27 protein-coding genes are annotated in these 23,598 nt (G+C 36.9%); 24 read left to right on the plus strand and 3 right to left on the minus strand.

The genetic code is table 11. The annotated features are described in order from the left end of the window. Nucleotides 1-94 precede the first annotated feature (94 nt). Nucleotides 95-676: an FAD-dependent oxidoreductase gene (locus tag KI338_RS14720; RefSeq protein ID WP_212921763.1), complete on the minus strand. Its 582-nt coding sequence runs from the start codon at nucleotides 674-676 to the stop codon at nucleotides 95-97. A gap of 351 nt (nucleotides 677-1,027) precedes the next feature. Here KI338_RS14720 and KI338_RS14725 point away from each other — a divergent pair, with 351 nt between their 5' ends. From KI338_RS14725 to KI338_RS14810, 18 genes are all read left to right on the plus strand, one after another. After that, a complete protein-coding gene (locus KI338_RS14725) occupies nucleotides 1,028-1,366 on the plus strand; it encodes a DUF1801 domain-containing protein (protein WP_212921764.1) in 339 nt (112 codons plus the stop codon). Between the two features lie 24 nt (nucleotides 1,367-1,390). Beyond that, the gene (locus KI338_RS14730; protein ID WP_212921765.1) at nucleotides 1,391-1,549 is read left to right on the plus strand and encodes a hypothetical protein; all 159 of its coding nucleotides are present in this window, start codon (nucleotides 1,391-1,393) and stop codon (nucleotides 1,547-1,549) included. A 62-nt stretch (nucleotides 1,550-1,611) separates the two neighbouring features. After that, nucleotides 1,612-2,121 (plus strand): SRPBCC family protein, encoded by a 510-nt coding sequence (locus KI338_RS14735; protein ID WP_212921766.1) that lies wholly within the window; start codon nucleotides 1,612-1,614, stop codon nucleotides 2,119-2,121. A gap of 236 nt (nucleotides 2,122-2,357) precedes the next feature. Continuing rightward, the gene (locus KI338_RS14740; protein WP_212921767.1) at nucleotides 2,358-4,091 is read left to right on the plus strand and encodes an ABC transporter ATP-binding protein; all 1,734 of its coding nucleotides are present in this window, start codon (nucleotides 2,358-2,360) and stop codon (nucleotides 4,089-4,091) included. A gap of 441 nt (nucleotides 4,092-4,532) precedes the next feature. Further along, complete coding sequence (locus tag KI338_RS14745; RefSeq protein WP_212921768.1) at nucleotides 4,533-4,940, plus strand: GNAT family N-acetyltransferase; 408 nt, start codon at nucleotides 4,533-4,535, stop codon at nucleotides 4,938-4,940. Between the two features lie 244 nt (nucleotides 4,941-5,184). Then, nucleotides 5,185-5,568, plus strand: coding sequence for a VOC family protein (locus tag KI338_RS14750; RefSeq protein ID WP_212921769.1), 384 nt, complete (start codon nucleotides 5,185-5,187; stop codon nucleotides 5,566-5,568). A 431-nt stretch (nucleotides 5,569-5,999) separates the two neighbouring features. Beyond that, nucleotides 6,000-6,266: a CD3324 family protein gene (locus KI338_RS14755; protein ID WP_212921770.1), complete on the plus strand. Its 267-nt coding sequence runs from the start codon at nucleotides 6,000-6,002 to the stop codon at nucleotides 6,264-6,266. 234 nt (nucleotides 6,267-6,500) lie between these two features. Next, nucleotides 6,501-7,382, plus strand: a complete 882-nt coding sequence (locus KI338_RS14760; RefSeq protein WP_212921771.1) for a GNAT family N-acetyltransferase — start codon at nucleotides 6,501-6,503, stop codon at nucleotides 7,380-7,382. A 144-nt stretch (nucleotides 7,383-7,526) separates the two neighbouring features. Then, the gene (locus KI338_RS14765) at nucleotides 7,527-8,090 is read left to right on the plus strand and encodes a GNAT family N-acetyltransferase (protein ID WP_212921772.1); all 564 of its coding nucleotides are present in this window, start codon (nucleotides 7,527-7,529) and stop codon (nucleotides 8,088-8,090) included. Between the two features lie 26 nt (nucleotides 8,091-8,116). Beyond that, nucleotides 8,117-8,671: a GNAT family N-acetyltransferase gene (locus KI338_RS14770; RefSeq protein WP_212921773.1), complete on the plus strand. Its 555-nt coding sequence runs from the start codon at nucleotides 8,117-8,119 to the stop codon at nucleotides 8,669-8,671. Between the two features lie 746 nt (nucleotides 8,672-9,417). Further along, nucleotides 9,418-9,747, plus strand: a complete 330-nt coding sequence (locus tag KI338_RS14775) for a PadR family transcriptional regulator (RefSeq protein ID WP_212921857.1) — start codon at nucleotides 9,418-9,420, stop codon at nucleotides 9,745-9,747. Next, a complete protein-coding gene (locus tag KI338_RS14780) occupies nucleotides 9,744-10,148 on the plus strand; it encodes a permease prefix domain 1-containing protein (RefSeq protein ID WP_212921774.1) in 405 nt (134 codons plus the stop codon). The genes KI338_RS14775 and KI338_RS14780 overlap by 4 nt, the downstream gene beginning before the upstream one ends. Before the next feature lie 5 nt (nucleotides 10,149-10,153). Beyond that, the gene (locus KI338_RS14785) at nucleotides 10,154-10,795 is read left to right on the plus strand and encodes a hypothetical protein (protein WP_212921775.1); all 642 of its coding nucleotides are present in this window, start codon (nucleotides 10,154-10,156) and stop codon (nucleotides 10,793-10,795) included. A 64-nt stretch (nucleotides 10,796-10,859) separates the two neighbouring features. After that, nucleotides 10,860-11,435, plus strand: coding sequence for a hypothetical protein (locus tag KI338_RS14790; RefSeq protein ID WP_212921776.1), 576 nt, complete (start codon nucleotides 10,860-10,862; stop codon nucleotides 11,433-11,435). Nucleotides 11,436-11,636: 201 nt separating this feature from the next. Next, on the plus strand, nucleotides 11,637-12,638 hold the full coding sequence (gene desA, locus KI338_RS14795) for a Delta(5) desaturase DesA (RefSeq protein WP_212921777.1): 1,002 nt from the start codon (nucleotides 11,637-11,639) through the stop codon (nucleotides 12,636-12,638). Between the two features lie 121 nt (nucleotides 12,639-12,759). Beyond that, complete coding sequence (locus KI338_RS14800; RefSeq protein ID WP_212921778.1) at nucleotides 12,760-13,122, plus strand: hypothetical protein; 363 nt, start codon at nucleotides 12,760-12,762, stop codon at nucleotides 13,120-13,122. Between the two features lie 209 nt (nucleotides 13,123-13,331). After that, the gene (locus tag KI338_RS14805) at nucleotides 13,332-14,309 is read left to right on the plus strand and encodes a S41 family peptidase (protein ID WP_212921779.1); all 978 of its coding nucleotides are present in this window, start codon (nucleotides 13,332-13,334) and stop codon (nucleotides 14,307-14,309) included. A 422-nt stretch (nucleotides 14,310-14,731) separates the two neighbouring features. Continuing rightward, nucleotides 14,732-15,475, plus strand: a complete 744-nt coding sequence (locus KI338_RS14810; RefSeq protein ID WP_212921780.1) for an SDR family NAD(P)-dependent oxidoreductase — start codon at nucleotides 14,732-14,734, stop codon at nucleotides 15,473-15,475. A gap of 78 nt (nucleotides 15,476-15,553) precedes the next feature. Here the strand turns inward: KI338_RS14810 and KI338_RS14815 are convergent, their stop codons facing one another. Both KI338_RS14815 and KI338_RS14820 read right to left on the minus strand, forming a co-directional pair. Then, complete coding sequence (locus tag KI338_RS14815; RefSeq protein WP_212921858.1) at nucleotides 15,554-15,919, minus strand: VOC family protein; 366 nt, start codon at nucleotides 15,917-15,919, stop codon at nucleotides 15,554-15,556. 56 nt (nucleotides 15,920-15,975) lie between these two features. Next, nucleotides 15,976-16,839 (minus strand): helix-turn-helix domain-containing protein, encoded by an 864-nt coding sequence (locus tag KI338_RS14820; protein ID WP_212921859.1) that lies wholly within the window; start codon nucleotides 16,837-16,839, stop codon nucleotides 15,976-15,978. A gap of 716 nt (nucleotides 16,840-17,555) precedes the next feature. Between KI338_RS14820 and KI338_RS14825 the strand changes: the two genes are divergently transcribed. The 6 genes from KI338_RS14825 to KI338_RS14850 all read left to right on the plus strand — a co-directional run bounded on the left by KI338_RS14825 (nucleotide 17,556) and on the right by KI338_RS14850 (nucleotide 23,538). Next, nucleotides 17,556-18,404, plus strand: coding sequence for a P-loop NTPase family protein (locus KI338_RS14825; protein ID WP_212921781.1), 849 nt, complete (start codon nucleotides 17,556-17,558; stop codon nucleotides 18,402-18,404). Nucleotides 18,405-18,753: 349 nt separating this feature from the next. Further along, nucleotides 18,754-19,140: a hypothetical protein gene (locus KI338_RS14830; protein WP_212921782.1), complete on the plus strand. Its 387-nt coding sequence runs from the start codon at nucleotides 18,754-18,756 to the stop codon at nucleotides 19,138-19,140. Between the two features lie 233 nt (nucleotides 19,141-19,373). Continuing rightward, nucleotides 19,374-19,691: a hypothetical protein gene (locus KI338_RS14835; RefSeq protein ID WP_212921783.1), complete on the plus strand. Its 318-nt coding sequence runs from the start codon at nucleotides 19,374-19,376 to the stop codon at nucleotides 19,689-19,691. Between the two features lie 590 nt (nucleotides 19,692-20,281). Next, complete coding sequence (locus KI338_RS14840; RefSeq protein ID WP_212921860.1) at nucleotides 20,282-21,565, plus strand: ABC transporter substrate-binding protein; 1,284 nt, start codon at nucleotides 20,282-20,284, stop codon at nucleotides 21,563-21,565. Nucleotides 21,566-21,739: 174 nt separating this feature from the next. Further along, nucleotides 21,740-22,693 (plus strand): carbohydrate ABC transporter permease, encoded by a 954-nt coding sequence (locus KI338_RS14845; RefSeq protein ID WP_212921784.1) that lies wholly within the window; start codon nucleotides 21,740-21,742, stop codon nucleotides 22,691-22,693. Beyond that, the gene (locus KI338_RS14850) at nucleotides 22,690-23,538 is read left to right on the plus strand and encodes a carbohydrate ABC transporter permease (RefSeq protein ID WP_212921785.1); all 849 of its coding nucleotides are present in this window, start codon (nucleotides 22,690-22,692) and stop codon (nucleotides 23,536-23,538) included. The genes KI338_RS14845 and KI338_RS14850 overlap by 4 nt, the downstream gene beginning before the upstream one ends. The last annotated feature ends 60 nt before the right edge of the window (nucleotides 23,539-23,598 follow it).

The raw sequence follows: 23,598 nt of genomic DNA on the forward strand, positions 1-23,598 counted from the left end.
ACAACTTTACATGATCTTTCCGCAACTGATTTTATATGGTTGATTCGTACAGACGCTTCATCCTCCACCGACATAAGAAAAACTAACACATTCGCTAAAGAACAAAAGAATGTGTTAGTTTTTTAATAGTGCCATGAATTGAACGTGCTTGATTTTCCCAACGCTTCAGACTAGTATGTTCCGCATGATAGACAAGATTGCACGTTTCTTTCAGTCCTGCGGTAACAATAACGAAGGATACTTCCAATATATCCCCATTTGTAAAAAGAACTCGCTGAACTGGCCTATCATACTTGACTTCAATTACCTTTCGATGGTTCATGATCGTGACTCCTACTAATTCAGCTTGATGTTTAAGATCCTCAATGAGTGTTCCCCAGCCTTCCGAAATATAAAAAGCATTTCCGTTGAAAGTCCGTTGTAGTTGCCGTATGGCAGGTCCTGCTAGGTAAAGTTCGGGGTAAGGGACGTACGTGTTGGCACGGGAAATAGCAAATAACAGAAGGTGGACTAATGGATCATGAGTAGTCATCTCGGCCCATTCTTTCAAGCTAATATTATCTATCTTTTCCGTATCTATCTTATTCAACTTCAACATAAGCTTGGTCAGACTAATTTTTCCTTTTAGTGAAAACAGGTTGTTTACGAGGCGAATAGGGGGATGCCTTTGTGACAAACACGTTTCTCTTTTTGAAAAAAAGCAGCAGAATCTCTGTTGAATAGGCGCTTTAGTATCTTTAGTTGTTACAGGGGGGATGTCTCACTGCCTAGTTCAATCAGATTGTTTTTAGTTAGCAAATAAATCCTATGCTCGTGAAACAGTATTTATAAATCCGTATACAAAACCTACTATTCTGAGCGATAGATTTCCAAAATACTAGGAAGTTCATTTGAAAAATAAATAGTTGTAACGTTTATAATAATTATAATATTTGGTAATATTATTTCTATATACACCTACAGGTACACTCCAGAGAGGGATATTGAATTTAGATAAAAGTTTTCCAAAAGGAGGAGTAGGATCAAAATGAATCAAGAAGTAACATCATTTATCGAAAGCCTTAATCAACCGTGGCAAGTTGAGGTTTCCAATCGACTTCGTGAATTGGTACATCAAACCATTCCTGAGGTCGAGGAGCGAATCCAGTACAAAAAGCCACATTTTCTGAAGAACGGACATTACGCAGCAGTGATTTCCCCATCCAAAGATGCCGTAGCGTTTATGATCATGAATGCTACCGGTTTGGAAGTTCCGAAAGGATTTGAAGGACCACCTGAGCGAAAATGGCTGAAAATCCGTGAAGGCGATTCACCAGACTACGGCCTTTTAAATCAATTGCTCGAAAAGGCATCCAGTTCGCTCTAACGAGATTAACCGGTGGGGTACGACATGAACATAACAACTAGGAGTGAGTTAGCTAATCCCCACCTCATTCAGATTGTCGTGGTACATCCAGAGTCTAATCAACGTTCCGATAAACTCTATCTCGAGCCTTGTCAAGAGATGGATTGCTGGTTAAAGGCATTTCGTAGCGCGTTGGATAACTGACTTAACAGTTATGGATAATTTTTTTAGGATAATAAAGATGAGGAAATCAAGGAGGAATTAGAATGGATAAAAATCCGGTTGAACCCAATGAATTGGTACTGACCCGAGACTTTTACGCTCCACGTGAGCTTGTATTCAAGGTATGGACAGATCCGAAGCACTTCGGTAATTGGTGGGGACCGAAAGACTTTTCACTAAACGTCGAGAAGATGGATGTACGCCCGGGTGGTATGTTTCTAGGCAGCCAGACGTCTCCAGAGGGACATGTCATGTGGGGAAAGTTCGTGTATCAAGAAGTGAACGGACCGGAAAAACTCGTGTTTGTTCAATCGTTCTCGGACGAGGAAGGCAATACTGTTCGAGCGCCTTTTAACCCGAATTGGCCACTCGAGATTATTAACATCCTAACGCTCACGGAAGAGAATGGAAAAACTTCGCTTACCCTGCGTGGTGGTCCGTTTAATGCAACTGAAGATGAGCGTGCGGCATTTGAAGGAATGCGACCTAATTTGGAGCAAGGCTTCGAGGGTACTTTCGATCAACTCGCTGATTACCTTGCCAGCCAGCAATAAAATATTATTACATCTGAAAGCACCCGGAGAGGACGGTATCAGCTGTTTACTTCGAGGTGTTTTTTACTGCAAGTCGTGGGAAGGTAAAATGATTAAGCTAATGATCCCGCAAAATGCAAATGTTAGGATTGCTGTTTTTTTTTGCCCCTTTGAGGGCTTAAAATGGTTATCCTAAAGCAAAGGTTTTACAATAGAAGATAGTTTCCAATATGAAAATGATTAGGAGCTATACAAATATGAAAAATAATAATCAAGGATTAAGGCCTTTTTTATCACTTATTAAATCAACAAATATCCCAAAAGTCGCTTTAACTTTCGGATTAATAGGAAGTGTTATTACCACCCTTATTGGATTGGCTATACCGCTTTTGACTGGTCAATTAGTGGATGGATTTTCATTAGAATCGTTGAGTGCGGGAATGATCATCGCCATTGCTGCCGTGTTCATTTTACAGGCAGTAACAGATGGGGTATCTTTTTATTTACTTGCATTTGTTGGACAGAGAGTTGTAGCAAGACTACGTGAGAGTATGTGGAGTAAGCTTATCCGCCTCCCGGTACGCTATTTTGATAAGCAGACAAGCGGAGAATCTGTTAGTCGAGTCGTGAATGATACTGGAATCGTGAAGGATTTAATTACCCAGCATTTCCCTCAATTTATTAGTGGGATCATTACAATTATTGGGGCAGTTATTATTTTACTTATCATGGATTGGAAAATGACGTTGATCATGTTAATAGCTGTACCTTTTACAATGGCCATTATGATTCCATTAGGGTCTAAAATGTCAAAAGTATCTAGAGGACTACAGGATGAAACGGCTGCATTTTCAGGGACAATTCAACAGACAATCAGTGAAATTCGTTTGATGAAGGCATCTACTGCTGAATCCGTAGAGAAACATAAGGGAAGAGCAGGAATTAATCGATTATTTCAATTTGGATTAAAGGAAGCACGAATTACTGCCTTAATCGGTCCATCGATGTATACCGTAATGATGATTGTTGTTGTTGTGATTATTGGTTATGGAGGAATTCGTGTTGCTGAAGGAACCATGTCTACAGGTTCACTAGTGGCATTTTTACTATATCTATTTCAAATTATCTTCCCCATTACCTCTTTTGCGATGTTTTTCACCCAATTGCAGAAGGCTAAAGGAGCGACAGAACGAATTATTGATATTCTTCATTTGCCTGATGAGAACGGGCAGGCTGGGATAGAGATGGATATAGCCAATCAACCTATTTTTGTATCCGATATATCGTTTGCATATGAGGAAGGAGAAACAGTCCTGCAAAAGATATCCTTTAACGCAAACCCGGGGGAAATGATTGCTTTTGCTGGTCCAAGTGGTGGTGGAAAGTCGACTATATTCGCTTTAATCGAAAGATATTATGAGCCGAGTTCTGGGGAAATATTCGTTGGCGATACACCGATTAACAAATTATCGTTAGCGTCATGGCGAAGTCAAATTGGCTATGTATCGCAAGAAACTGCGATTATGGCTGGGACGATTCGTGAAAATTTAACCTATGGTATGCCTGATGCAGATCATATTCCAGATGATCAATTGTGGGAAGTTGCAAAAATGGCATATGCGGACGAATTTATTAAAGAATTTAGTAAAGGTCTAGACACCGAGGTTGGGGAAAGAGGGGTAAATCTTTCCGGTGGTCAAAGGCAGCGAATTAATATAGCAAGAGCATTTTTACGAAATCCAAAAATCTTAATGATGGACGAAGCAACAGCAAGCTTAGATAGTCAATCAGAGGGAATTGTTCAAGATGCGTTAACGAGATTAATGGAAGGGCGAACTGCTTTTGTTATTGCCCACCGATTATCAACCATTGTAAATGCTGATAAGATTATCTTTATTGAAAATGGGGAAGTAACTGGGATGGGTACCCATCAAGAACTTGTGGATACACATGAGTTGTATAGGGAATTTGCAGAACAGCAATTAACCTGAGGTAGAAGTAGGGGATTTGTTAAGCGTATTACAGTAGGTAAATAAATGGAATGGCGTATAAACAAGATCTATGAGTTATAACTAACCCTGTCACGAATCATAATAAAATTTGTCACGATTATAACTTAAATATGTCACTGAGTTATGTGTTGTTTACTGTCCAATAGCAGTATAGTTAGTAAATTTTTTATTAAAGTTGGTAAACTTCAAAAAAAGTAGATAGATACATTTTTTCAACCTCTGTCCCTATTTAAGGGCAGAGGTTTTTTGTGGTTACTCTTGAGTGATTGGAAATCTTACAATTTATCGGGGCTATTTGAGCTAGGATCGGATATTTATGTTAAAATATATAGGATTCTGAATATTTAGTACTCCAACTAACCAAGCAGTTAAGTAAAATTAAATAATTTGCATGTGATTTAAAAAATAGGAGGTTATTATGTGAAAGGAAAGATAGATTATAGTATACTGCCACCAGAAAATTTTGAAGAATTATGGAAATTATATGAGCTATTAGGATGGAATTCACTTAACTTAACCGCTAATGATTTAGAACGAATGTGCAAACAGAGTTGGTATGCAGTATATGCTTATGATGAGCAACAATTAGTAGGAATGGGACGTGTTATTTCTGATGGGGTTATTACAGCAATTATCTGTGGAGTTTGTGTACTGCCAAGTTATCAGTCCAAAGGTATTGGTAAAGAAATTGTAAATCGAATTATACAACATTGTGAGCAGAATAAAGTAATTCCTCAACTGATGTGTGTAGACAGTTTGGAGCCCTATTATAAAGATTTAGGGTTTAGGAAATTTTCAATAGGTATGACCAAAGAAATTAATCGGTAATAAGCTTCTGTTACCTATGTTTCTGAGTACCTTAAGTTTTTAAAACAGGATTGTGAAAAAGTGTACTTAGGCTAACGGGTAGCTTTAGTTTAATAAAAAGAGTTTAAGTCAAAAGACTTCTATCGGCTTTTTATGTCGAACACGGACGAAACTATTCACACCATATCTTTTATGAAACTAAGGAGCAGGATTATCTAAAGAAATAAAGTATTAATTTTGGTATTAAATCTATGGAGGTGCTCACTTGTATAGACCAATTGAAAATAGGATTGATACTGTTTTTGTTCATGTGTCGGATTTAGAACGTTCAATAAAATGGTACAGTGATTTGCTTGGGTTGCAAGTAAGGGAGGGAGAACATACTGGACCAATATATACCTTGAATATGGGTGACGGACGCCCGGGGATAACCCTTGATAACCACTGTTTTGAGGAAGGTTATAAAATAATTCCATCAAATCAGCCACTCTTTAACCTTAGTGCTTCCGACATTAACGCAGCGTTTAACCATGTTACTAAAATGGGTGCTGAGATAATAACTGAAATTATTACGTATCCCGATTTGTCAGAGTTCTCCTTTAAAGATCCTGATGGTAATATCATAATGGTGTGTTCTTGTTTCAGTTAAATACAAATAATTTTATATAATGCCCTTTATAATAAAAAAATGTTAGTTTTTTATTATAAAATCGCCAATTTACTGTATCTTATTATAACAGTTTAATTATAAACGGAAGTTCTTTTGAATTTTTGGATTTATAGTAATCTGGCCAGATTGTAGAAGAGAACTTTTAGGAATTGATATAGAGTAATAGTAATATTCGTTAAAATACAGTAAATTAAGTTGCATTTTCAATGAATAGAAATAAAGTAAAAAGGGAGTGGCAAAAATGCAGAAAAGTTTCGTGTTAACAAAATATGCAAGAGCTCATGCAAAGCCGAGTAATAAAAGGGCGATTTCTTTGCATGAGTCTATCGTATTAAAATAATCGCCTTTTGACCAAAATACTAGGCTTTGCACCTTATTTTAATGAACTAAAAAATAAGGGGCTGGCAAAAGTGAAATATGTAAAAGCAACTACTATTTTACCTGAAGAACTTTTGGTCGAGATTCAAAAATACGTTCAAGGTGAAGCAATCTATATACCAAAACAAAAGTGTACGTATCAAAAATGGGGCTCACTTTCAGGTGGAAGAAAGAAAATCGATGAAAGAAACGCTTCGATAAAAAATGAATTTTATAATGGCAAGTCCATTGATCAATTAGCTCAAGATTATTTTCTCTCAACCGAAACAATTAAAAAAATCGTTTATTCGAAAAAGTAGATACAAAGCACTGGTTTCTTATTAAAGAAATCGGTGCTTTTTATGGTGATTTTGTTTCCTAATCATTGTTTCTATATCTATATTCTGATGATGATTTAAAATAAAGGGAAGAAATCTTTAGCAATGATAAGGAAGTTAAAGAAAATTAACGATGATCTTTTAATCTAGTATTCCATAGGGAAAATATCAAAAAGATAGTTACAAATACCGAGAAGAATCGAGGAGATTATATAAATGAGTAAACCTCTAATTCGAACATATAAAAATTCAATTGATTTAAAACGAATGCAGAAACTTACACAGGCTATATGGTCACTGGAATCGAATTACCATATTGGCGATTTAGCTTGGCAACGTTATCGACACACTGGGCGTGAGGATGAATGGATGACTGCAATTTGGGAGATAGGTGATAAACCAGTGGCTTGGGGTTGGATAAAACAACCTGACAACTTAATGTTCCAAGTCGACCCTAATTTCCCGGAAGTTTCCAAGGATGTCATTGAATGGTTTGATAAAATGACCGAAGCCAATGAACAAAGGGTAACCGTTCTAGAAACGGAGTCCCATCTTATTTCAGCTTTAGAGGATTCTTTATTCAAACCATTAAAAGAAACATCCGAAGTTCTCATGAAAATTTCAATAGAAAGTGGTCCTTTCCCTGCTTATTTGCCAGATGAATTTAAAGCACGACATCTCAAGGGGAAAGAAGATTTAACAAATAGAGTGAGCGTACAGAAGGCTGCATTCACATCATCAAGAGTCACTGAAGAAAGCTACCGGAATGTTATGAATTGCTATCCTTATGATCCTTCTCTGGATTGGGTAATCGAATCCCCTAATGGTCAATTCGCAGCATTTTGTTTAATTTGGTTCGATGAAATAAATAAGGTAGGTTTACTGGAGCCTGTCGGAACGGATCCGATATTTTGGCGGATGGGGTTAGGCAGTTCCGTTTGTAAGCTTGCTCTCAATGCTTTGCGTGATAAGGGGGCAGACACTGCCATTGTTGTTTGCACTTCCCCTAATACACAGGAATTTTATGAGTCTATGGGGTTTGAACCATATGCTCAAACAAAATCATTTCATCGTCTTAAAAATACAAATAATGATTGATCACTATATAAAAATTGGGCGTGTTGGAGCTTAGCTGCCGGATTTTGTGGCATTAGGAGTGTCTACTAGTAATGGTGCTGAATAGATAAGGTATGACAGTAACTATCCTTCAGCCATATAAGCTAGAAAAGGAGAGGATTTTGTATGACCGAACCATTGGATAGATTTCCAGTATTAGAAACGAATCGGATACTATTAAGACGGATTGAGAAGAGCGATGCACAGGATATTTTTGAATACCTATCTGATAAAGAAGTAATGAAACATTATGGCACGGAACCGTTCCAAACAGTTGATGAAGCTATAAGGGCAATTTCAAGGTATGAATCATTGTTCACGGAAAAAAGAGGGATCAGATGGGGAATTACATTAAAGGGAGATAATAAGGTTATCGGTAGCTGTTTTTTTTATGATATGGATGCTGAGCATTACAGAACTGATATTGGTTTTGTATTAAATAAAAATTATTGGGGGCAAGGAATTGCTCAAGAAGCAGTAAAAGCAACATTAAACTATGGATTGGAGTATTTGAACATAAATAGGATCCAAGCAGTAATAGAACCAGCTAATGTAGCGTCACAAAAATTAGTTGAAAGACTCGGTTTTCTAAGAGAGGGATTACTAAGAAGTTACGAATATTTTTGCGGAAAATTTGATGATTTATATATGTATTCCTTGTTAAAGTCTGACTTTAACCCTGAAGAATAGAGATTAATAGAAAAAAGGTGATTAAGATGTCTTATAACTATTGGCAAGGCAAAAGAATTCGATTACGAGCACTTGAGGAAAAGGACGTATCGTTCTTTCAAACCTATGATGATGAAATAATGAGAAGTTTTGATGAAATTCAACTACCAGAAACGAGAGAGCAAATACTAGAATGGATGCAAAAGGAACAAAACCCCAAAGCAGAAGACCAGTTTTTTTGGATAGCAGAAGATGAAGATGGTAATGTGGTCGGAGAGATTAGTACATCCCAATGTAAGAGACGACATGGAACATTCAAGTATGGAATTGCTTTATCTAGAAACTATCATGGTAAAGGGTATAGCAAAGAAATGATTTTGCTCGTGTTGCGATACTTTTTCATGGAACTAAGATATCAAAAGGTAACACCTCATGTATATTCATTTAATGAGCCATCGATTAAGCTTCATGAACGAATGGGTTTTGTACGTGAGGGACAATTAAGAAATATGGTATATACGAATGGACAATACTATGATGCGATTTATTTTGGAATGACAAAGCAAGAGTACGAAAGCTTATATGGAGATTATTTTAATTAAGGAAAAATCAATTGGCAATAAGAATTCATTATAACCAAGGAAAGAAAATGGTGGACCAAAATAAGGTACTTATAGAGACTTTATTACACTATCCAGGGAAACAAATAGAAATGCTAATTTAAAGCAATAGTAATAAGACTACAGATTACCAACTACCGGTAACTCGAATTATTTATCCTCCTCCTCTTTTATTAATTCAATTAATTGCTAATAAACGATAACGAAATCCTAATGAATCTTATTGCGATAACGAAGCAGCTCGAACAGAAGCATTATTTGAGCTTCTTTTAACCTCTTAGATAACCACGGTCTAGCGTACCATTATTAAGTGAATTTCTTAAAATAAAAAAACAGCATCCTCTAACATTGGATAGAGGATGCTGTTTTTTTGAAACGGAGGCGGAATTTTACTCAAAAATATTAGAAAGTCAGAATGTACGTGAATACTCACTTTCTCTAGGGGGAAAGGATCAATAAAACACACTCTCTATTCAAATTTTGAGACCGTGTTACGTATACTCTAACCGTTTATTCTTACTGTTCTGGAAAAAAATTTTAACTTTTTATAAAAATTACTTTGACAGATGGAGTAATATAAATTATTATTACTCTATGACATAGAATAAAAAGAATGTGATGAAATAATCGTTTTTGGCATAGTTACTTTGACAGATAGAGTAATTCGAGGATTTAATACTCGATGAAGTGGAGTAATAATGTTAACAGAAAGGAGACCGAGAACAAAGTTGATTAGAAGTGATATTATTCGTGGACATTTAGATGCGATTATTTTGCGTTTGATTTATGAAGAAGACAGGTATGGCTATGAAATATCAAAGGAAATCAGTTCACGAACAGAGAATCGATTTCAGATTAAGGAAGCGACCTTATATGCTGTGTTCCAGCGACTGGAAAAGAATGGTTTAATTGAATCTTACTTTGGAAATTTTTCACAAGGTGGAAAAAGAAAGTATTATCGGATTACATTACTTGGAAAAGCCTTTTTGAAGGAAGCGGCGGAAGAATGGAAGGAAACGAAAGAAATTATCGATTTATTAATGGAGGGGTTAGATTGAATCAATTAAAAAAGCATGTCAATCAATTGTTTAAAGACATTCCAGAGAGTGAGAAAAAAGAAATCATCGTTCAAGAGGTCTTACAGAATCTTGAGGAAAAAGTGATGGATTTAATGGAGCAAGGAAAAAACGAAGAGGATGCGATTAATAAGGCCATTGTTGATTTTGGTGATATTGAAGATTTGAAGCAAGAATTAGATGTGCCAGATCCAAAGAAAAATGATATGGCTAAAATTAATCTAGCCTATTCTATTTGGGGCAGCATTTTAATTATTTCTTTAGTTGCATTTGTCAATTTTTATTACACACCAAGCGTCATCTGGTTTGTATATCCAACGTTTGCGGTCTTATGGTGGCCGTTATCGATGTACTATACTTGGTTAAGAAGGAAACAGAGGTGACAGGAATGAAAAAAAATGACGTTGGTTTTATTGTGACCGGTAGTATCATGACATTACTGTTTCTAATTGTCATCAACTTTATTTCCAGCAGTGATCATCTCTGGTTTATTTATCCGGCATTTGTATTAATCCTGTTTCCAATTGGATTAACCTGTATTCTTAGACAGCGATATAAATTGTTTTCAATCATTGGAAGTACATGGATTATGGTATTTTTGATTATCATCAATGTCTGGCATACACCAGCTATTCCATGGGTTCTATACACCGTTGCACCACTCGTCATGTGGCCAGTGTTAGTCTGGCTGGATGAAAAGGTAAAATTAGTATCTGTTGCGATGTTTGGAAGCATCACGGTTACACTCTATTATTTAATTTTAAATGTGGTGTTATCACCTTATTATCCATGGTTTATATACCCTGCTTTCCTAATAATTTGGTGGCCGCTATTACTATATCATTTCAAGAGAAGATCCTATTTTTCTTTATCAATTCATGGAAGCATTGTCATAAGTGTGTTCTTTATTATCGTGAATATTGTTTCTACTCCAACTAATATATGGGCAATTTTCCCAATATTTTGTATACTGTGGTGGCCTTTAAGTATGTATTATTTTGTATATAAGAAACAAAAAGAAGCAAAGTGATCAATCACAGCGGATCTTTTATAACATATTATTCGTTCTCAGCGAAAACAGAGGTAGTGATCAAATGGAAGTGTATATCGTACTCACACATACAGGAACATTGTTTACAAGGTTTATCCGATTATTTACAAAGCAACCTTTAAATCATGCTTCCATAGCGTTTACGAAAGAGCTAGATGAAACATTTAGCTTTGGTAGAAAAAAACCAACGAATCCATTTATAGGCGGATTTGTAAAAGAAGATCTGAAGGGACAGTTATTCCGAAATGCGGATTGTGCTATATATCGATGTTCTATTTCAAGGTCGCAATATGAACGGATGCAGCGTTTTGTCCAAGTGATAGAAAGTAATCAATGTGAGTACAAATACAATTTTATCGGATTACTAGGTGTCTTATTTAATAGGACAATAGATTTAAAGAAATCGTACTTTTGCTCCCAGTTTGTAGCTGCTGTATTGAGCAATGGGGGAATTACAATCAAAAACAAACCAGAATGCCTTGTTAAACCTAGTGATTTTATGGATTCCCATCAATTTCAGATGGTATACGAAGGAAAGCTAACCAGCTTTCTTGAACAGCAAGGCAAAAATAAAGAGGTATTAACAGGAAAGAAAAGATTCTATTTACTCCCATCTTAGCGATGGCATAAATAAGAATGTAGATGATCAAATGCCTATGGCTTCGGTAGCTGCTATGTCCTTCATTAGTAGATAGGAAAGTGTATAAAAACCTTTCCTGCCTGCATAAGAAAAACGAACGCATTCGCCTAAAAGACGAGTGAATATGAGTTTTTCTAAGAACCGATATCCTTGGCAATACAATGGAAAGGAATTGGATATATGTCAAAACAACTGTTAGTCCGTTTGAAGAAAGAAATGGCTCCCTATGAAAAAGCAGAGTTAAGAAAAAGTATCTGGCAGTTAATTAATACGCTAATACCATTTTTAGGCTTGTGGTATCTTGCCTATGTAAGCATGGAAATTTCCTATTTGCTTACATTATTACTTTCGGTAATTGGAGCAGGATTTCTTGTCAGGATTTTTATAATCTTTCATGATTGTTGCCACTTCTCCTTTTTTAAAAGTAAAAAAGCAAATCGTATCGTAGGGACAATTACCGGGATTATTACGCTATTTCCTTTCAGTAAATGGCAGCATGACCATGCCATTCATCATGCAACAAGTAGTAATCTAGATAAACGGGGAACAGGGGATATTTGGCTTTTAACCGTTGACGAGTATAGGGATGCATCTATTCTTACAAAAATTGCGTATAGACTTTACCGAAATCCTTTCGTTATGCTCGTCTTTGGACCGATCTATAGCTTTCTAATCGTTAACCGTTTCAATCGTAAGGGTGCGAAACGGAAGGAGCGGTTAAATACCTACTTTACGAATGGAATGATTGTGTTACTATATGGCCTAATCATTTGGTTGATTGGCTGGCAGGCGTTTTTACTCGTTCAAGTTCCGATTTTTATGATTTCTGGGACTGCAGGCATTTGGTTGTTCTATATTCAGCATACGTTTGAACAATCCTATTTTGAAGTGGATAAAAAGTGGGAATTTGTGAGAGCTGCAGTGGAGGGAAGCTCGTATTACCGATTACCAAAGGTGTTACAGTGGCTAACTGGTAATATTGGGTATCACCATGTTCATCACTTAAGCCCAAGAGTACCGAATTATAAGCTGGAAAAGGCACACAGCCAGTCGGAAGCACTGCAGCATGCACCATTGATTACACTTGCCACCAGTCTAAAAGCGCTCAAATTCCGACTGTGGGATGAAAAAAAGGGGAATTTCGTTGGCTATGGCGCTTTGAAAGAGATCAATCGGAGCTAAATTCTTTGTATATCGGGCCAGATTGTGGAAAATTGGTAGAAATAACGAAATAGCAATCTGGAAGAAATGAAAGAAAGCAGCAGATGGTATAGTAACGATAAAAGTAAAGGAGGTAGCATGTTTGGAAACAACAAAGGTAGAATTCAAAGGTGGAAATAACATTGCTCTAAAGATTCCTAAATACAAATACGACGAGACGGTACATTTTTATAAGGAGGTATTAAAGTTACCATACTTAGGATTCATGTCTGAATCCCATGCCTTTCAGTTTGGCGATGCGACACTGTGGTTGGATTGTATGGAGAACTATTCCCAACAAGATGTATGGCTAGAAATTCAGACAGACAATGTGCAGATAGCGGAAGAATATTTACATGAAAATCACATTCATAGAAGAGACGAAGTGGAGGTGCACGAGAACTCAGCGGGTTACTGGATTTCGGATCCCAGTGGGACGATCCTTAGAGTCAATCCACAAAAATAGGAGTAATGATGCTAGTTTAATTAATGGAACAGCACCTCTTGTTAACGGCTGTTTATACTGTCAGTAATAGAGAAGGACGAGGGGAGAACCTCGTCCTTTTTCATGGACAAAAATAGATTCAATTGCCAACTTCATGAAAAATATTCGCATTTTTCAGAAATAACAGCTATATTTAATATAGAATTTAGAAGATAAGTAGGTGTTATTCAATGGTAGATGCTTCGTTTAAATTACTTCAGTCTGACACTCGGAAGGAAGTAATTCATAATCTCGCAAAGGATTTGAGACGTTATTACATTTTTCCAGAAAAGGCAGAAGAGGCTAGTAACTCATTAGTCGTAAAGCTAGCTAATGGGGAATATGATCGATATGATGATGAGGATGGTTTTTGTAATGCTTTGACAGAGGAGCTACAGAATATCACACAGGATAAACATTTACGAGTAATGTTTACTAGTGATCATAAAGAAACGAATGATGTGACTAATAGCTTAGAAGACTTAAAAACAGTAGTTAATAATTATGGTTTTCACAAGGTTGAACGATTAGCCGGAAATATTGGATATATCAATCTTAAGCAATTCATCGATACGAAGCTAGCAGGGGAGACTGCCATTCATGCGATGAATTTTATCGCCAATACGGATGCGTTAATTTTTGATCTTAGAGAGAATGGAGGCGGATATCCATCGATGGTTGCTCTCCTTTCCAGCTACCTCTTTGAGGAAGCGACATATCTAAATAACTTTTATAATCGTTCGGAAGATATGTATATACAATCATGGACACAGCCTTATGTCCCTGGAAAGAAATATTTGGACAAACCTGTGTATGTCCTAACAAGCGACTATACATTCTCCGCGGCTGAAGAATTTATTTATAATCTACAAAACTTAAAGAGAGCAACAATTGTTGGAGAAGTAACAAAAGGTGGCGCACACCCTGGAGAAGTAAGACAACTTACGAAGCACTTTGAGGTATTTATCCCTACTGGAAGGGCGATTAATCCGATTACAAACACTAATTGGGAAGGTTCAGGGGTAGAGCCTGATATAAAATTAAGTAAGGAAGAAGCATTCGACTATGCTTACAAAGATGCATTAACTTATGTAAAAGAGAAATATAAGGCACAGCCTGAATATCAGTTTTTAATCGATGAAATAGATGAAGTATTGGGAGGATTATGATTGGATTTAACGGGAGGAGAAGTTAAATTAAAGGAATACTTTACTTTCTAATCGATTCAATACATAAGTGTGTTCAATATGGATAAGTAAAAGAGTGTGAAAGACCTCCAGCTAATTAGGCTGAGGTCTTTTTTTCGTGGTAAAGTTGAAAGGGAAAATATATAGAAAAGAAATCATAAATGTTTTTACTATCCTGATATAAGGAACTAATTATGTGTCCTTGTGCAAAATCATTAAAACTTCTTTCTTCCTTCTTTTCATGAAAAGGTGAATAGAAAAGTATTTTACTGAAATGCGTAAGATGAAATTGGGATACAATTGTATGTTTTTAGTGCAAAAACATATCCTAGTAAGAAGTACAATATGCCAATGGAATTAAAAATGCGTTTTGGCATGAATACTATATGGATGGAGAGATTAATATGAAACTAAAAGACAAGGTAGCAATCGTAACAGGAGGAGCGAGTGGAATTGGCGAGGCAACGGTCCGCCTTTTTGTTGAGGAAGGGGCAAAAGTTGTTATTGCCGACTTTTCTGAACGAGGTAAGAACATATCGGAAGAGTTGAATTCAAATGGATATGAAACGTTATTTGTTAAGACAGATGTAACACAAGAAGAAGATATTAAAAAAATGATTGAAGAAACAGTGGATCAATACGGGAAGTTAGATATTATGTATGCAAATGCTGGAGTGGCTGATGATGCACCAGCACATGAAATAACCTTTGAAAAGTGGAAGCGAACGATTGATATTAATCTTTCAGGGGTTTTCCTTTCTGATAAATATTCAATCGAACAGTTTCTTAAACAAGGTACAGGCGGTGTCATTGTTAACGCTGGGTCAATTCATAGTTTTGTTGCATTATCAGCTATACCAGCCTACTCCTCTGCAAAAGGTGGTGTGAAGCTATTAACGCAAAACCTATGCACGGCCTATGCAAAAGATGGTATTCGCATTAATGCGGTCTGCCCTGGATATATTGATACCCCTTTACTTTCAAAGGTTGATCCGCAACAGAAAGATTATTTAGCATCTCTTCATCCACAAGGCAGACTTGGAAAACCAGAAGAAATAGCGAAGGCAGTTCTCTTCTTAGCAAGTGATGATGCTAGTTTTGTGAATGGCACAACACTTCTAGTTGATGGCGGTTATACGGCACACTAATAGTGAAGGACGAGGGGAAACCTCGTCCTTCTTCAACCTCAAGACCGTCCGTGTCTGTAGACCGTCTCCTGGATTTCCTTAAACTTGTACTTCACTCATCAATGCATGCGTATTATCTTCTGTATCTTTAAAAAATACCATCCATGTTTCTGTATTCCCCATTTTCGCTACAACATGTGGCTCGTCAATAAAGGTAACTTCTTTATCTACTAGACGCTCATAAGTATCCTTCATATCAGTTACTTGAAAATAAATTACTGAACTTGAATGGGCGAATTCCTCCTTTTCAGGAAGTGATAACATGAGCCGAAACCCGTCACATTCAAAAAATGCCATACTATCCGTGTTAAACAACAGAGATAGGCCTAATTTCTCCTTATAAAAATCTAATGCCCGATTTAAGTCTTTAACAGGTACCCCAATTTGTCCGACACGTTGAATCATCATAATCCTTTTCCCCTTTCAACTATCTTTTTCAATTTAAGAATAAGTGGTTTTCACTAAAGTTTCTTATCCAAAATCACCTTTTTCCGATATTCTTTAGGCGCGATACCAACATGCTGCTTAAACATTTTGCTGAAGGATACGGGATTTTCATATCCAAGCTCGAAGGTTATTTCGGTCATAGTATAATCGAATTTCGCTAGTAGTTGTTTAGCCTGTTCTATTCTTAAAACTGAAATATGCTGGTGGGGCGTTCTACCGTAAATTTGTGCGTACGTTCTTAATAAATGGTTCGGTGATAAACAAGCAACTTTAGCAATTTCGTCAAGCTTTATCGGTTGATGATAAAAGGATCTAATATAATCATGTGCTATGCTTACCCTTTTATATAATTCCTCTCTTGTAGAACGGCGAATAGCTTTTAATGATTCAATTTCTTTATAGCTATTAATGTGTTCATTCAAAATAGAAATCATTATCCGATAAAATTGTTCCTCATAACCGACCGATTCTTCATCAAGACAAGGTGAAATCTGTTTAAAAGCCTCTAGTTGAGAAGATAAAGCATTATTTTTTCGATAGGTCTTTTCAAAAAAACCAATAGAGCTTGTAGCTTTAAATGGGTCACTTAGAAGGCTATCATTTGTTTCCTTTATAGAATGAAAGACTTCTTCTGCAAATCCATGTCTAAAGAAAACACAAAACGATTCTACAGCCTGTGATTCATCAATCGCTATGGTGTAAGGACCCTCATTTAGAAGAAGGTATCTACTCTCTTCAACAGCAAAAAATCCCTTATTCGTTTTATAATGAGCTTTACCGTTAAGGAATGTTTTAATGGACAGCTGCCCTGTTCCTTCCCAGTAAAACTGATCACTCTTTGCATGCAATACGAAATTTGTAGACGCATTTTTTGTCATCATCGTTTCTCCATCATAGATAAGTTATTTTAGGAATGGGAGGATTATAATGGATTAATTTGCCCAGATTCTTTAATACTTCCTCATAAAACCCATTAAATTCCTTCTCCTCTTCCTAGCCAATCGTTATTTTTAGTGCAGGATAAAACAGTAGTTGTCAAAGCATGTTCATTTCTATATTTTTCTTACACCCTTCTATAAACCAATATTATCAAAAAATTATGTCTAATTACAGTGTGGCAGTTTGGAAAAATTTTGTCTAGAGTAATCTGTAGTTTCTAAAAAGCGCAGATACATTGAGCCGACGGAGTGTGCGGTTTTTGTCCTACGTGAGGCACTTGGCTTTCAATATGCTGCAGTTCAGAAGGAAGAGACGAATTGCCGAAAACGGATGAGCAGAGCAAGGGACAAGATAGGGATAACGGAAGAAGAAGTGAATACTGTTGAACCTGTCGATATCAAATGGCTAAGCGAGTGTAAACAGAAGACGTCGACCTAATATCAGAATAAATTATCCCTTAACGACTTTTTTATAGGAAAACAGGCCAAGTAAAAATCCTCCTAAACTAACTATATCCATCCAAAGAAGGATATTCATAGTTGAATATAGAATACTATATTCACAACGATAAGGGGTGGTATTAATGGAGTAGTTCCTATAAGTATCGTATCTAGCGTAATGAATGTCCGAACACTTAGGAGGATTAAATACTTATATGCATACAAAGTTAATTATTGTAGAAGGTTTACCTGGATTTGGTAAATCAACCACCGCAAGTCTTATCCATGATAGTTTGCGTGAAAATAATAGAAATGCAGAATTAATTCTAGAAGGAAATTTAGACCACCCGGCTGATTATGATGGTGTAGCTTGTTTTAATCAAATGGAGTTTGAAAGTTTGCTATTGAATAGTGGAGATTTTAAAGATATTTTCACTAAAAGAGTTGAGAAAAAGGGTAACGATTATTTATTACCATATCGAAAAATAATGAACGAACATGGTTCATTTTCAGATGAGCTAATGAATACAATTTTCAAACATGATATATACGAATTACCACTCGACCAGAATATCGAGTTAATTACGGATAAGTGGGCTGAATTCGCCGAACAAGCCTTCCGTGAAGATAAAACCTATGTCTTTGAATGTTGCTTTATCCAAAATCCAGTAACGGTTGGAATGGTAAAATACGGCGAAGAACAGGAAAAGGTTATGGACTATGTTCTCAAATTAGAAAACATCATCGAGAGATTAAACCCGGTATTATTTTACGTGGATCAAGATGACCTTGAATTTTCTTTTAGAAAAGCGTATAAAGAAAGACCAAAGGAATGGTCATCTGGGTTTATAGACTATTACACAAACCAGGGTTATGGGAAAGAGCATGGCTACGAGGGATTTGAAGGAACCTTGAAGGTTTTACGGGCAAGAAGTGCAATGGAAGCGGAAATAGTGGAAGCCTTGAAAATAAATAAGGTGAAAGTAAATAATTCAGGCTATGAGATGGAACAATATAAATTTATTATATTGGATCAATTGAACCTGTTTGGGGTTCTGAAATAATTTTCAAGCTGTAAATAGTGGAGAGGATGTTATTACCTCTCCATTTTTGTTTTCGAATTTTCGGGAACTAGATTATTCACATAAAAAAAATACAGGTAGAGTCAACTGGTAGGTTAAAGAGAGGTATGAGGATAAGGGAAGCACTTCCATATTGAATTTTACAAAACATGTTCGATGACTTTGACAAATTTTCATTAACAATAAATTGAAAAAGTAACAAAAAACCAAAGCTCTCCTATCCCCAATAATTTTAAGTAATAATCCATTCCACGGACAGCTGCCCAATAGCTAATGTAGGCATTTGCATATGCTAAAGGGATGAAAAAACGAAGAATTGAGGGGAAGCGTTATGAATAATGAATGGTATCAGGCAAATCCAATGCCTCTGCCTGTAGAACAGGATTTAAGTCAGGAGGAAACGATGAGAACCCATCAATGGCACTATGGCCAACAAGGTTCTAATATACAACATGGCACCCATGTACCACAAGGTATGCATGATTTTCAGGGCTTTTATGGTGGTGGACATGGTTATCAACCGCATGGACCGCAAGGAGGTTTTCATGGAAGACCACCATTCTTGGGTGGGCTTGCAGGGTCAATGCATGCTCCACATGGTCCCTATCCGTATAATCCGTATCCTAATTATGGGTACCCAGGTTATCAGCCAAACCCGTATCCATATCCGTCGACGTATCCAAATTATCCGTACCCGTCATATGGTGGAACCTACTAATTTAATAGCGTCATGAATGAAAAAGGAGCCATCACATGGGATAAATTGTGATGGCTTTTAATGTATCCGTATAGACCCTTACTAAAGAACTCTGCTCATTCACTCCATGGTAGCTCTACCAAAAGTCCAGAAGTATGTAGCCAAATCTCCAATAATAAATAAAGACATTTTGGTAACAATCCGCCTAGTAAAAGAATACGTTATAGGGGGAGTGAATTAGAGGAGGTCTGTTTATGCAACCGTATAGTAATCAAAATGATGCATTTACTGAAAGGGATTTGAATGATCATCACAGCAAATGCAGAAAACATTTGTACCAGTTTATTCAGGTTGAACTAAATGATGGTTCTGTTTACCAGGGAATACTTCATAGCTTTGACAGGGAGAAAATGTACCTCATTATGCCGAGAGCGGGGCATTCTCAAACGCCACACACGATGGATGAAAGTAACGAAAGTAGGTTATTCCCCTTCCTAGGACCCTTTGGGTTATTTGGGTTTCCTTTCTTTGGGATAAGAAGATTCGGACCATTTTTCCCATTCTTTATTTAAAGCTTGGTACAAAAAAGCCTGTGGGTGAATTGACCCCTAAGACATTATACGGGGTTACTTGTCAGGTAGCTGCTGAAAATGAGTTCGGTATTATACCGGACTCATTTTAATTTTGTCCTCATCCGTTTGTATTCTAATCCTTTTCTGAAGATTAACGAAGTATTGGGATGTAGGATAGATGCTATCATATTCGTAAAGTTTGGAGTAGATAACCATCTTAATCTCTGCCCTTTATGGTTAACGAAAACGGTTTCGATAAGATTAGACAAATTGAAATTATTCTACTCACAAAAACCCACTTTTTGCATTAATATTGTACTAATTTCGTACACCAATAAGTGAACCTCCTAAAAGGCATTAAATATTTTCAAAAAATTACCTAAAAAATAGATTGATTTTTGTATATTTTGAACATATAATATTTTGTAAGCGGTTACCTAATTATTTTTTTGAGTTTAACAGAAACCGGTTTCCATGAAACAAAACCTTAATTTGGTTAGGGAGGTGCTCATCACTAGAATGAGACAAGCAAGCAGCTTATATAGGAAGACCAATATTTTTTATTATAGGGGGTTATCGATGTGAAAAGTATGAAACGATGGTTCGTTCTAAGTTTATCCGTATTATTTGCACTTTCATTAGCAGCATGTAGTGATAAAGATGCTAGTGGTAAGGGGGCAAGTGGTGATAAAGAAGAAATCACCTTGAATTTTTGGACATTTGGTGCAACTGGATATGAAGAGCTTGCAAAAGAATACGAGCAGAAAAACCCAAACATAAAAATTAAAGTGAAAACATCTGAAACAGCCGACCATCATGATGCATTATTTACTGCATTGTCTGCTGGAAGCGGTGCACCTGATATCGCAATGCTGGAAATTGACCAGTTTGACCGCTTCAAGGTAGCACAAGATAGATTCAACAACTTATATGATCTTGGTGCAAAGGATATACAGGACCAATATTTAGACTGGAAATGGAAAAGTGGAGAAAACAATGATGGGGGCTTCTTATTCGGGCTACCAACAGATATCGGACCGAAAGCTTTGTACTACAGAATTGACTTGTTTGAGCAAGCAGGGCTTCCAACAGAGCCTGAAGAGGTGGCGGCACTAATTAATTCACCGAAAGCATTTGAAGAAGCAGGATTAAAAGTGAAGGAAAAAACGGGAATGCCCTTTGTTGATAGTATCGAAATGGCATTCAGAGCCTACTTAGATGCTGCTGAAACAGCTTATTTAACACCAGACAATGAATTAAATCTTGGTGAGGACAGTGAAGTAAAGAAAGCCTATGACTACGCTGTTCGCCTGAATGACCTAGGAATAGTCGGTAAATATGAAATGTGGAGTCCTGAGTGGGCTAATGCGGTTAATAAGGGAGAATTTGCTGCAGAGCTAGGTGCTGGCTGGTTAAAAGGCTGGATGGAAGGAAACGCTCCTGATGCAGTTGGTAAATGGCGAGTAGCGACATTACCAACAGACTTTGCTGCGAACTGGGGCGGTTCCTATATTGCTGTGCCAAGTGAAACAAAGAATGCCCAAGCAGCATACGACTTTGTTGAATGGCTTGTATCACCGGAAAATCAGCTGAAGTCCTTCCAAAGCCATGGATTATTCCCTTCAGCTCAATCGGTATATGATCAAGCTGAGTTCAAGACAAATGCCGATGATTTCTTCGGTGGTCAAGCAACAGCACCAGTATTCGCACAAGCAGCACAAGATATTGCAGGTATCCCGTATAAAGGCGAAAAGTACTTCCCAGTTCATAATGAGATATTGAATGCATTGAAAAATGTACAAAATGAAGGTGCCGATCCAGAGAAAGAATGGGAAGCAGCTGTGAAACGTGCAGAAGATCTAATGAAACGCTAATCTACTAATCTAGAAAAATAGTTAAAATTTACTGTGGCCGGCCTAAACATACCATTCTACACATGAAAAGGATGGGCCGGCTATCTGTACAAAAGCTCTTTTGGTGAATGGTGATTGCAGCTTGAATTTGCATACGGGCACCATACAACCTTGAAATGGAAAAGAGGCATGAACATGAAGTCTATCGGTAAGGAAGAACCTATCTTAAAAAGAAAAAAATACAGGTCTGAACAAAAGAAAGATATGATTTCAGGCTATTTATATATAGCACCTTTCTTCATCATTTTTGCACTAATCGGTCTGTATCCTGCACTTTTTAGTATTTACCTCGCTTTCCAGAAATGGAATGGGTTAAGCCCGATGACATTTAATGGATTAGCTAATTTTGAAATGGTGTTAACGGACCCCTTATTCTGGAAATCGGTTTACAACACCATTGTGATGGGAATTATGGGCACTGCGCCACAATTAATTGTCGGACTTATTCTAGCATACCTACTAAATATGGCTTTTCTTAAATTGAAAGGATTCTTTCGTGTCACGATATTTATGCCTTATTTAACTTCCATGGTTGCTGTTGCCCTTATATTTAGTGTGTTATTCAGTAATCATGAGTCTTCACTTGCTAATTATGTATTAACCCATTTCTTTGGGCTTGATCCAATTGCTTGGGCTGCGTCTGAATGGGGAACGAAAATCGCCATTTCTCTCATGGTATTCTGGCGATGGGTGGGCTACAATACGATTATTTATTTGGCAGGAATTCAAAGTATTCCTAATGATTTATATGAAGCAGCGACGGTTGATGGTGCGAATAGATTTCAGCAGCTGTGGTATATTACGATTCCAATGATGAAGCCATTTATCATTTTGACCGTGTTCACATCAACGGTTGGTGCGATGCAGCTGTTCTCTGAGCCAACTGTATTCTTAGGAGCGGATGCATTTACAAGGGATGAGGCGATGACAATTGTTATGTATCTGTACCGTGATGCCTTTCGATTACAATCATTTGGAACAGCATCTGCAACTGCGATTATTCTATTAGTTATCATTACGATATTTGCCGTGATAAATCTAAGATTGACGCAAGGCATTGGAAGGAAAAAGCGAGGTGTCATGAAATGAGTAAACAGGCGCGAAAAAATCGAAAAAAGCTCTCCGTAGGTAGAATCTCTGTTTACGTATTTTTACTCATTGCATCTATTCTTTCTCTTTTTCCTTTTTATTGGATGTTTGTAATGGCGACACGGCCAAGTGCCGCATATAACTCAATTCCACCGACACTTACACCAGGAAATATGCTTATTGAAAACTTTAAAAAAGTATTAAATCAAATTGATTTCTTTGGTGGCATGTGGAATTCATTTATTCTATGTGCTGTCGTTACGATTGTGGTTCTATTTATCAGTTCGTTAGCTGGCTTTGCGTTTGCGAAATTTAAATTCCCGGGTAAGAACATATTGTTTATTGCCATATTAGTAACGATGATTATCCCGCCACAGCTAGGGTTAATTCCGCAGTACTTTTTAATCTCGAAAGCAGGACTTCTGGATACCCTACCAGGAGTAATGATTTTATTCTTTTTAAATCCATTAGGGATATTCCTGATGCGACAATACATCTCGGGAGCAGTACCAGATGAATTAATAGAGGCATCGAAATTAGATGGGTGCTCGAATTTCCGAATCTACTGGAGAATTGTCTTACCGATTATCCTACCGGCATTTGCCACGCTTGGAATTATTGTCTTCACAGCAGTTTGGGGAGAATTCCTATGGCAGTTTACCGTTTTAAGAGATCCAGAAATGTATACAATTCAGGTAGCACTAGCACAGCTAAGCAATACACAGCATGTTGACTTTGGCATGATTTTATCAGGTGTATTCTGGGCAACGGTTCCGTTATTAATTATTTTCCTATTATTTAATCGATTGTTTATTTCTAGTATAACGGAAGGGTCTGTTAAATAATGAATTTTCCTGTCTAACTATTGTTTCATTCTATAACTCTTAGTAATCTAGCAGTAGGAA

This window comes from Ornithinibacillus bavariensis, assembly GCF_018333235.1.
Lineage (GTDB): Bacteria > Bacillota > Bacilli > Bacillales > Amphibacillaceae > Ornithinibacillus > Ornithinibacillus bavariensis.

Excerpts from the sequence above, each read along its gene's own strand:
- KI338_RS14725 (WP_212921764.1), top strand. The coding sequence starts at position 1,028 with ATGAATCAAGAAGTAACATCATTTATCGAAAGCCTTAATCAACCGTGG.
- KI338_RS14730 (WP_212921765.1), top strand. The coding sequence starts at position 1,391 with ATGAACATAACAACTAGGAGTGAGTTAGCTAATCCCCACCTCATTCAG.
- KI338_RS14735 (WP_212921766.1), top strand. The coding sequence starts at position 1,612 with ATGGATAAAAATCCGGTTGAACCCAATGAATTGGTACTGACCCGAGAC.
- KI338_RS14740 (WP_212921767.1), top strand. The coding sequence starts at position 2,358 with ATGAAAAATAATAATCAAGGATTAAGGCCTTTTTTATCACTTATTAAA.
- KI338_RS14760 (WP_212921771.1), top strand. The coding sequence starts at position 6,501 with ATGAGTAAACCTCTAATTCGAACATATAAAAATTCAATTGATTTAAAA.
- KI338_RS14765 (WP_212921772.1), top strand. The coding sequence starts at position 7,527 with ATGACCGAACCATTGGATAGATTTCCAGTATTAGAAACGAATCGGATA.
- KI338_RS14770 (WP_212921773.1), top strand. The coding sequence starts at position 8,117 with ATGTCTTATAACTATTGGCAAGGCAAAAGAATTCGATTACGAGCACTT.
- KI338_RS14785 (WP_212921775.1), top strand. The coding sequence starts at position 10,154 with ATGAAAAAAAATGACGTTGGTTTTATTGTGACCGGTAGTATCATGACA.
- KI338_RS14790 (WP_212921776.1), top strand. The coding sequence starts at position 10,860 with ATGGAAGTGTATATCGTACTCACACATACAGGAACATTGTTTACAAGG.
- desA (WP_212921777.1), top strand. The coding sequence starts at position 11,637 with ATGTCAAAACAACTGTTAGTCCGTTTGAAGAAAGAAATGGCTCCCTAT.
- KI338_RS14805 (WP_212921779.1), top strand. The coding sequence starts at position 13,332 with ATGGTAGATGCTTCGTTTAAATTACTTCAGTCTGACACTCGGAAGGAA.
- KI338_RS14810 (WP_212921780.1), top strand. The coding sequence starts at position 14,732 with ATGAAACTAAAAGACAAGGTAGCAATCGTAACAGGAGGAGCGAGTGGA.
- KI338_RS14815 (WP_212921858.1), bottom strand. The coding sequence starts at position 15,919 with ATGATTCAACGTGTCGGACAAATTGGGGTACCTGTTAAAGACTTAAAT.
- KI338_RS14820 (WP_212921859.1), bottom strand. The coding sequence starts at position 16,839 with ATGACAAAAAATGCGTCTACAAATTTCGTATTGCATGCAAAGAGTGAT.
- KI338_RS14825 (WP_212921781.1), top strand. The coding sequence starts at position 17,556 with ATGCATACAAAGTTAATTATTGTAGAAGGTTTACCTGGATTTGGTAAA.
- KI338_RS14830 (WP_212921782.1), top strand. The coding sequence starts at position 18,754 with ATGAATAATGAATGGTATCAGGCAAATCCAATGCCTCTGCCTGTAGAA.
- KI338_RS14835 (WP_212921783.1), top strand. The coding sequence starts at position 19,374 with ATGCAACCGTATAGTAATCAAAATGATGCATTTACTGAAAGGGATTTG.
- KI338_RS14840 (WP_212921860.1), top strand. The coding sequence starts at position 20,282 with ATGAAACGATGGTTCGTTCTAAGTTTATCCGTATTATTTGCACTTTCA.
- KI338_RS14845 (WP_212921784.1), top strand. The coding sequence starts at position 21,740 with ATGAAGTCTATCGGTAAGGAAGAACCTATCTTAAAAAGAAAAAAATAC.
- KI338_RS14850 (WP_212921785.1), top strand. The coding sequence starts at position 22,690 with ATGAGTAAACAGGCGCGAAAAAATCGAAAAAAGCTCTCCGTAGGTAGA.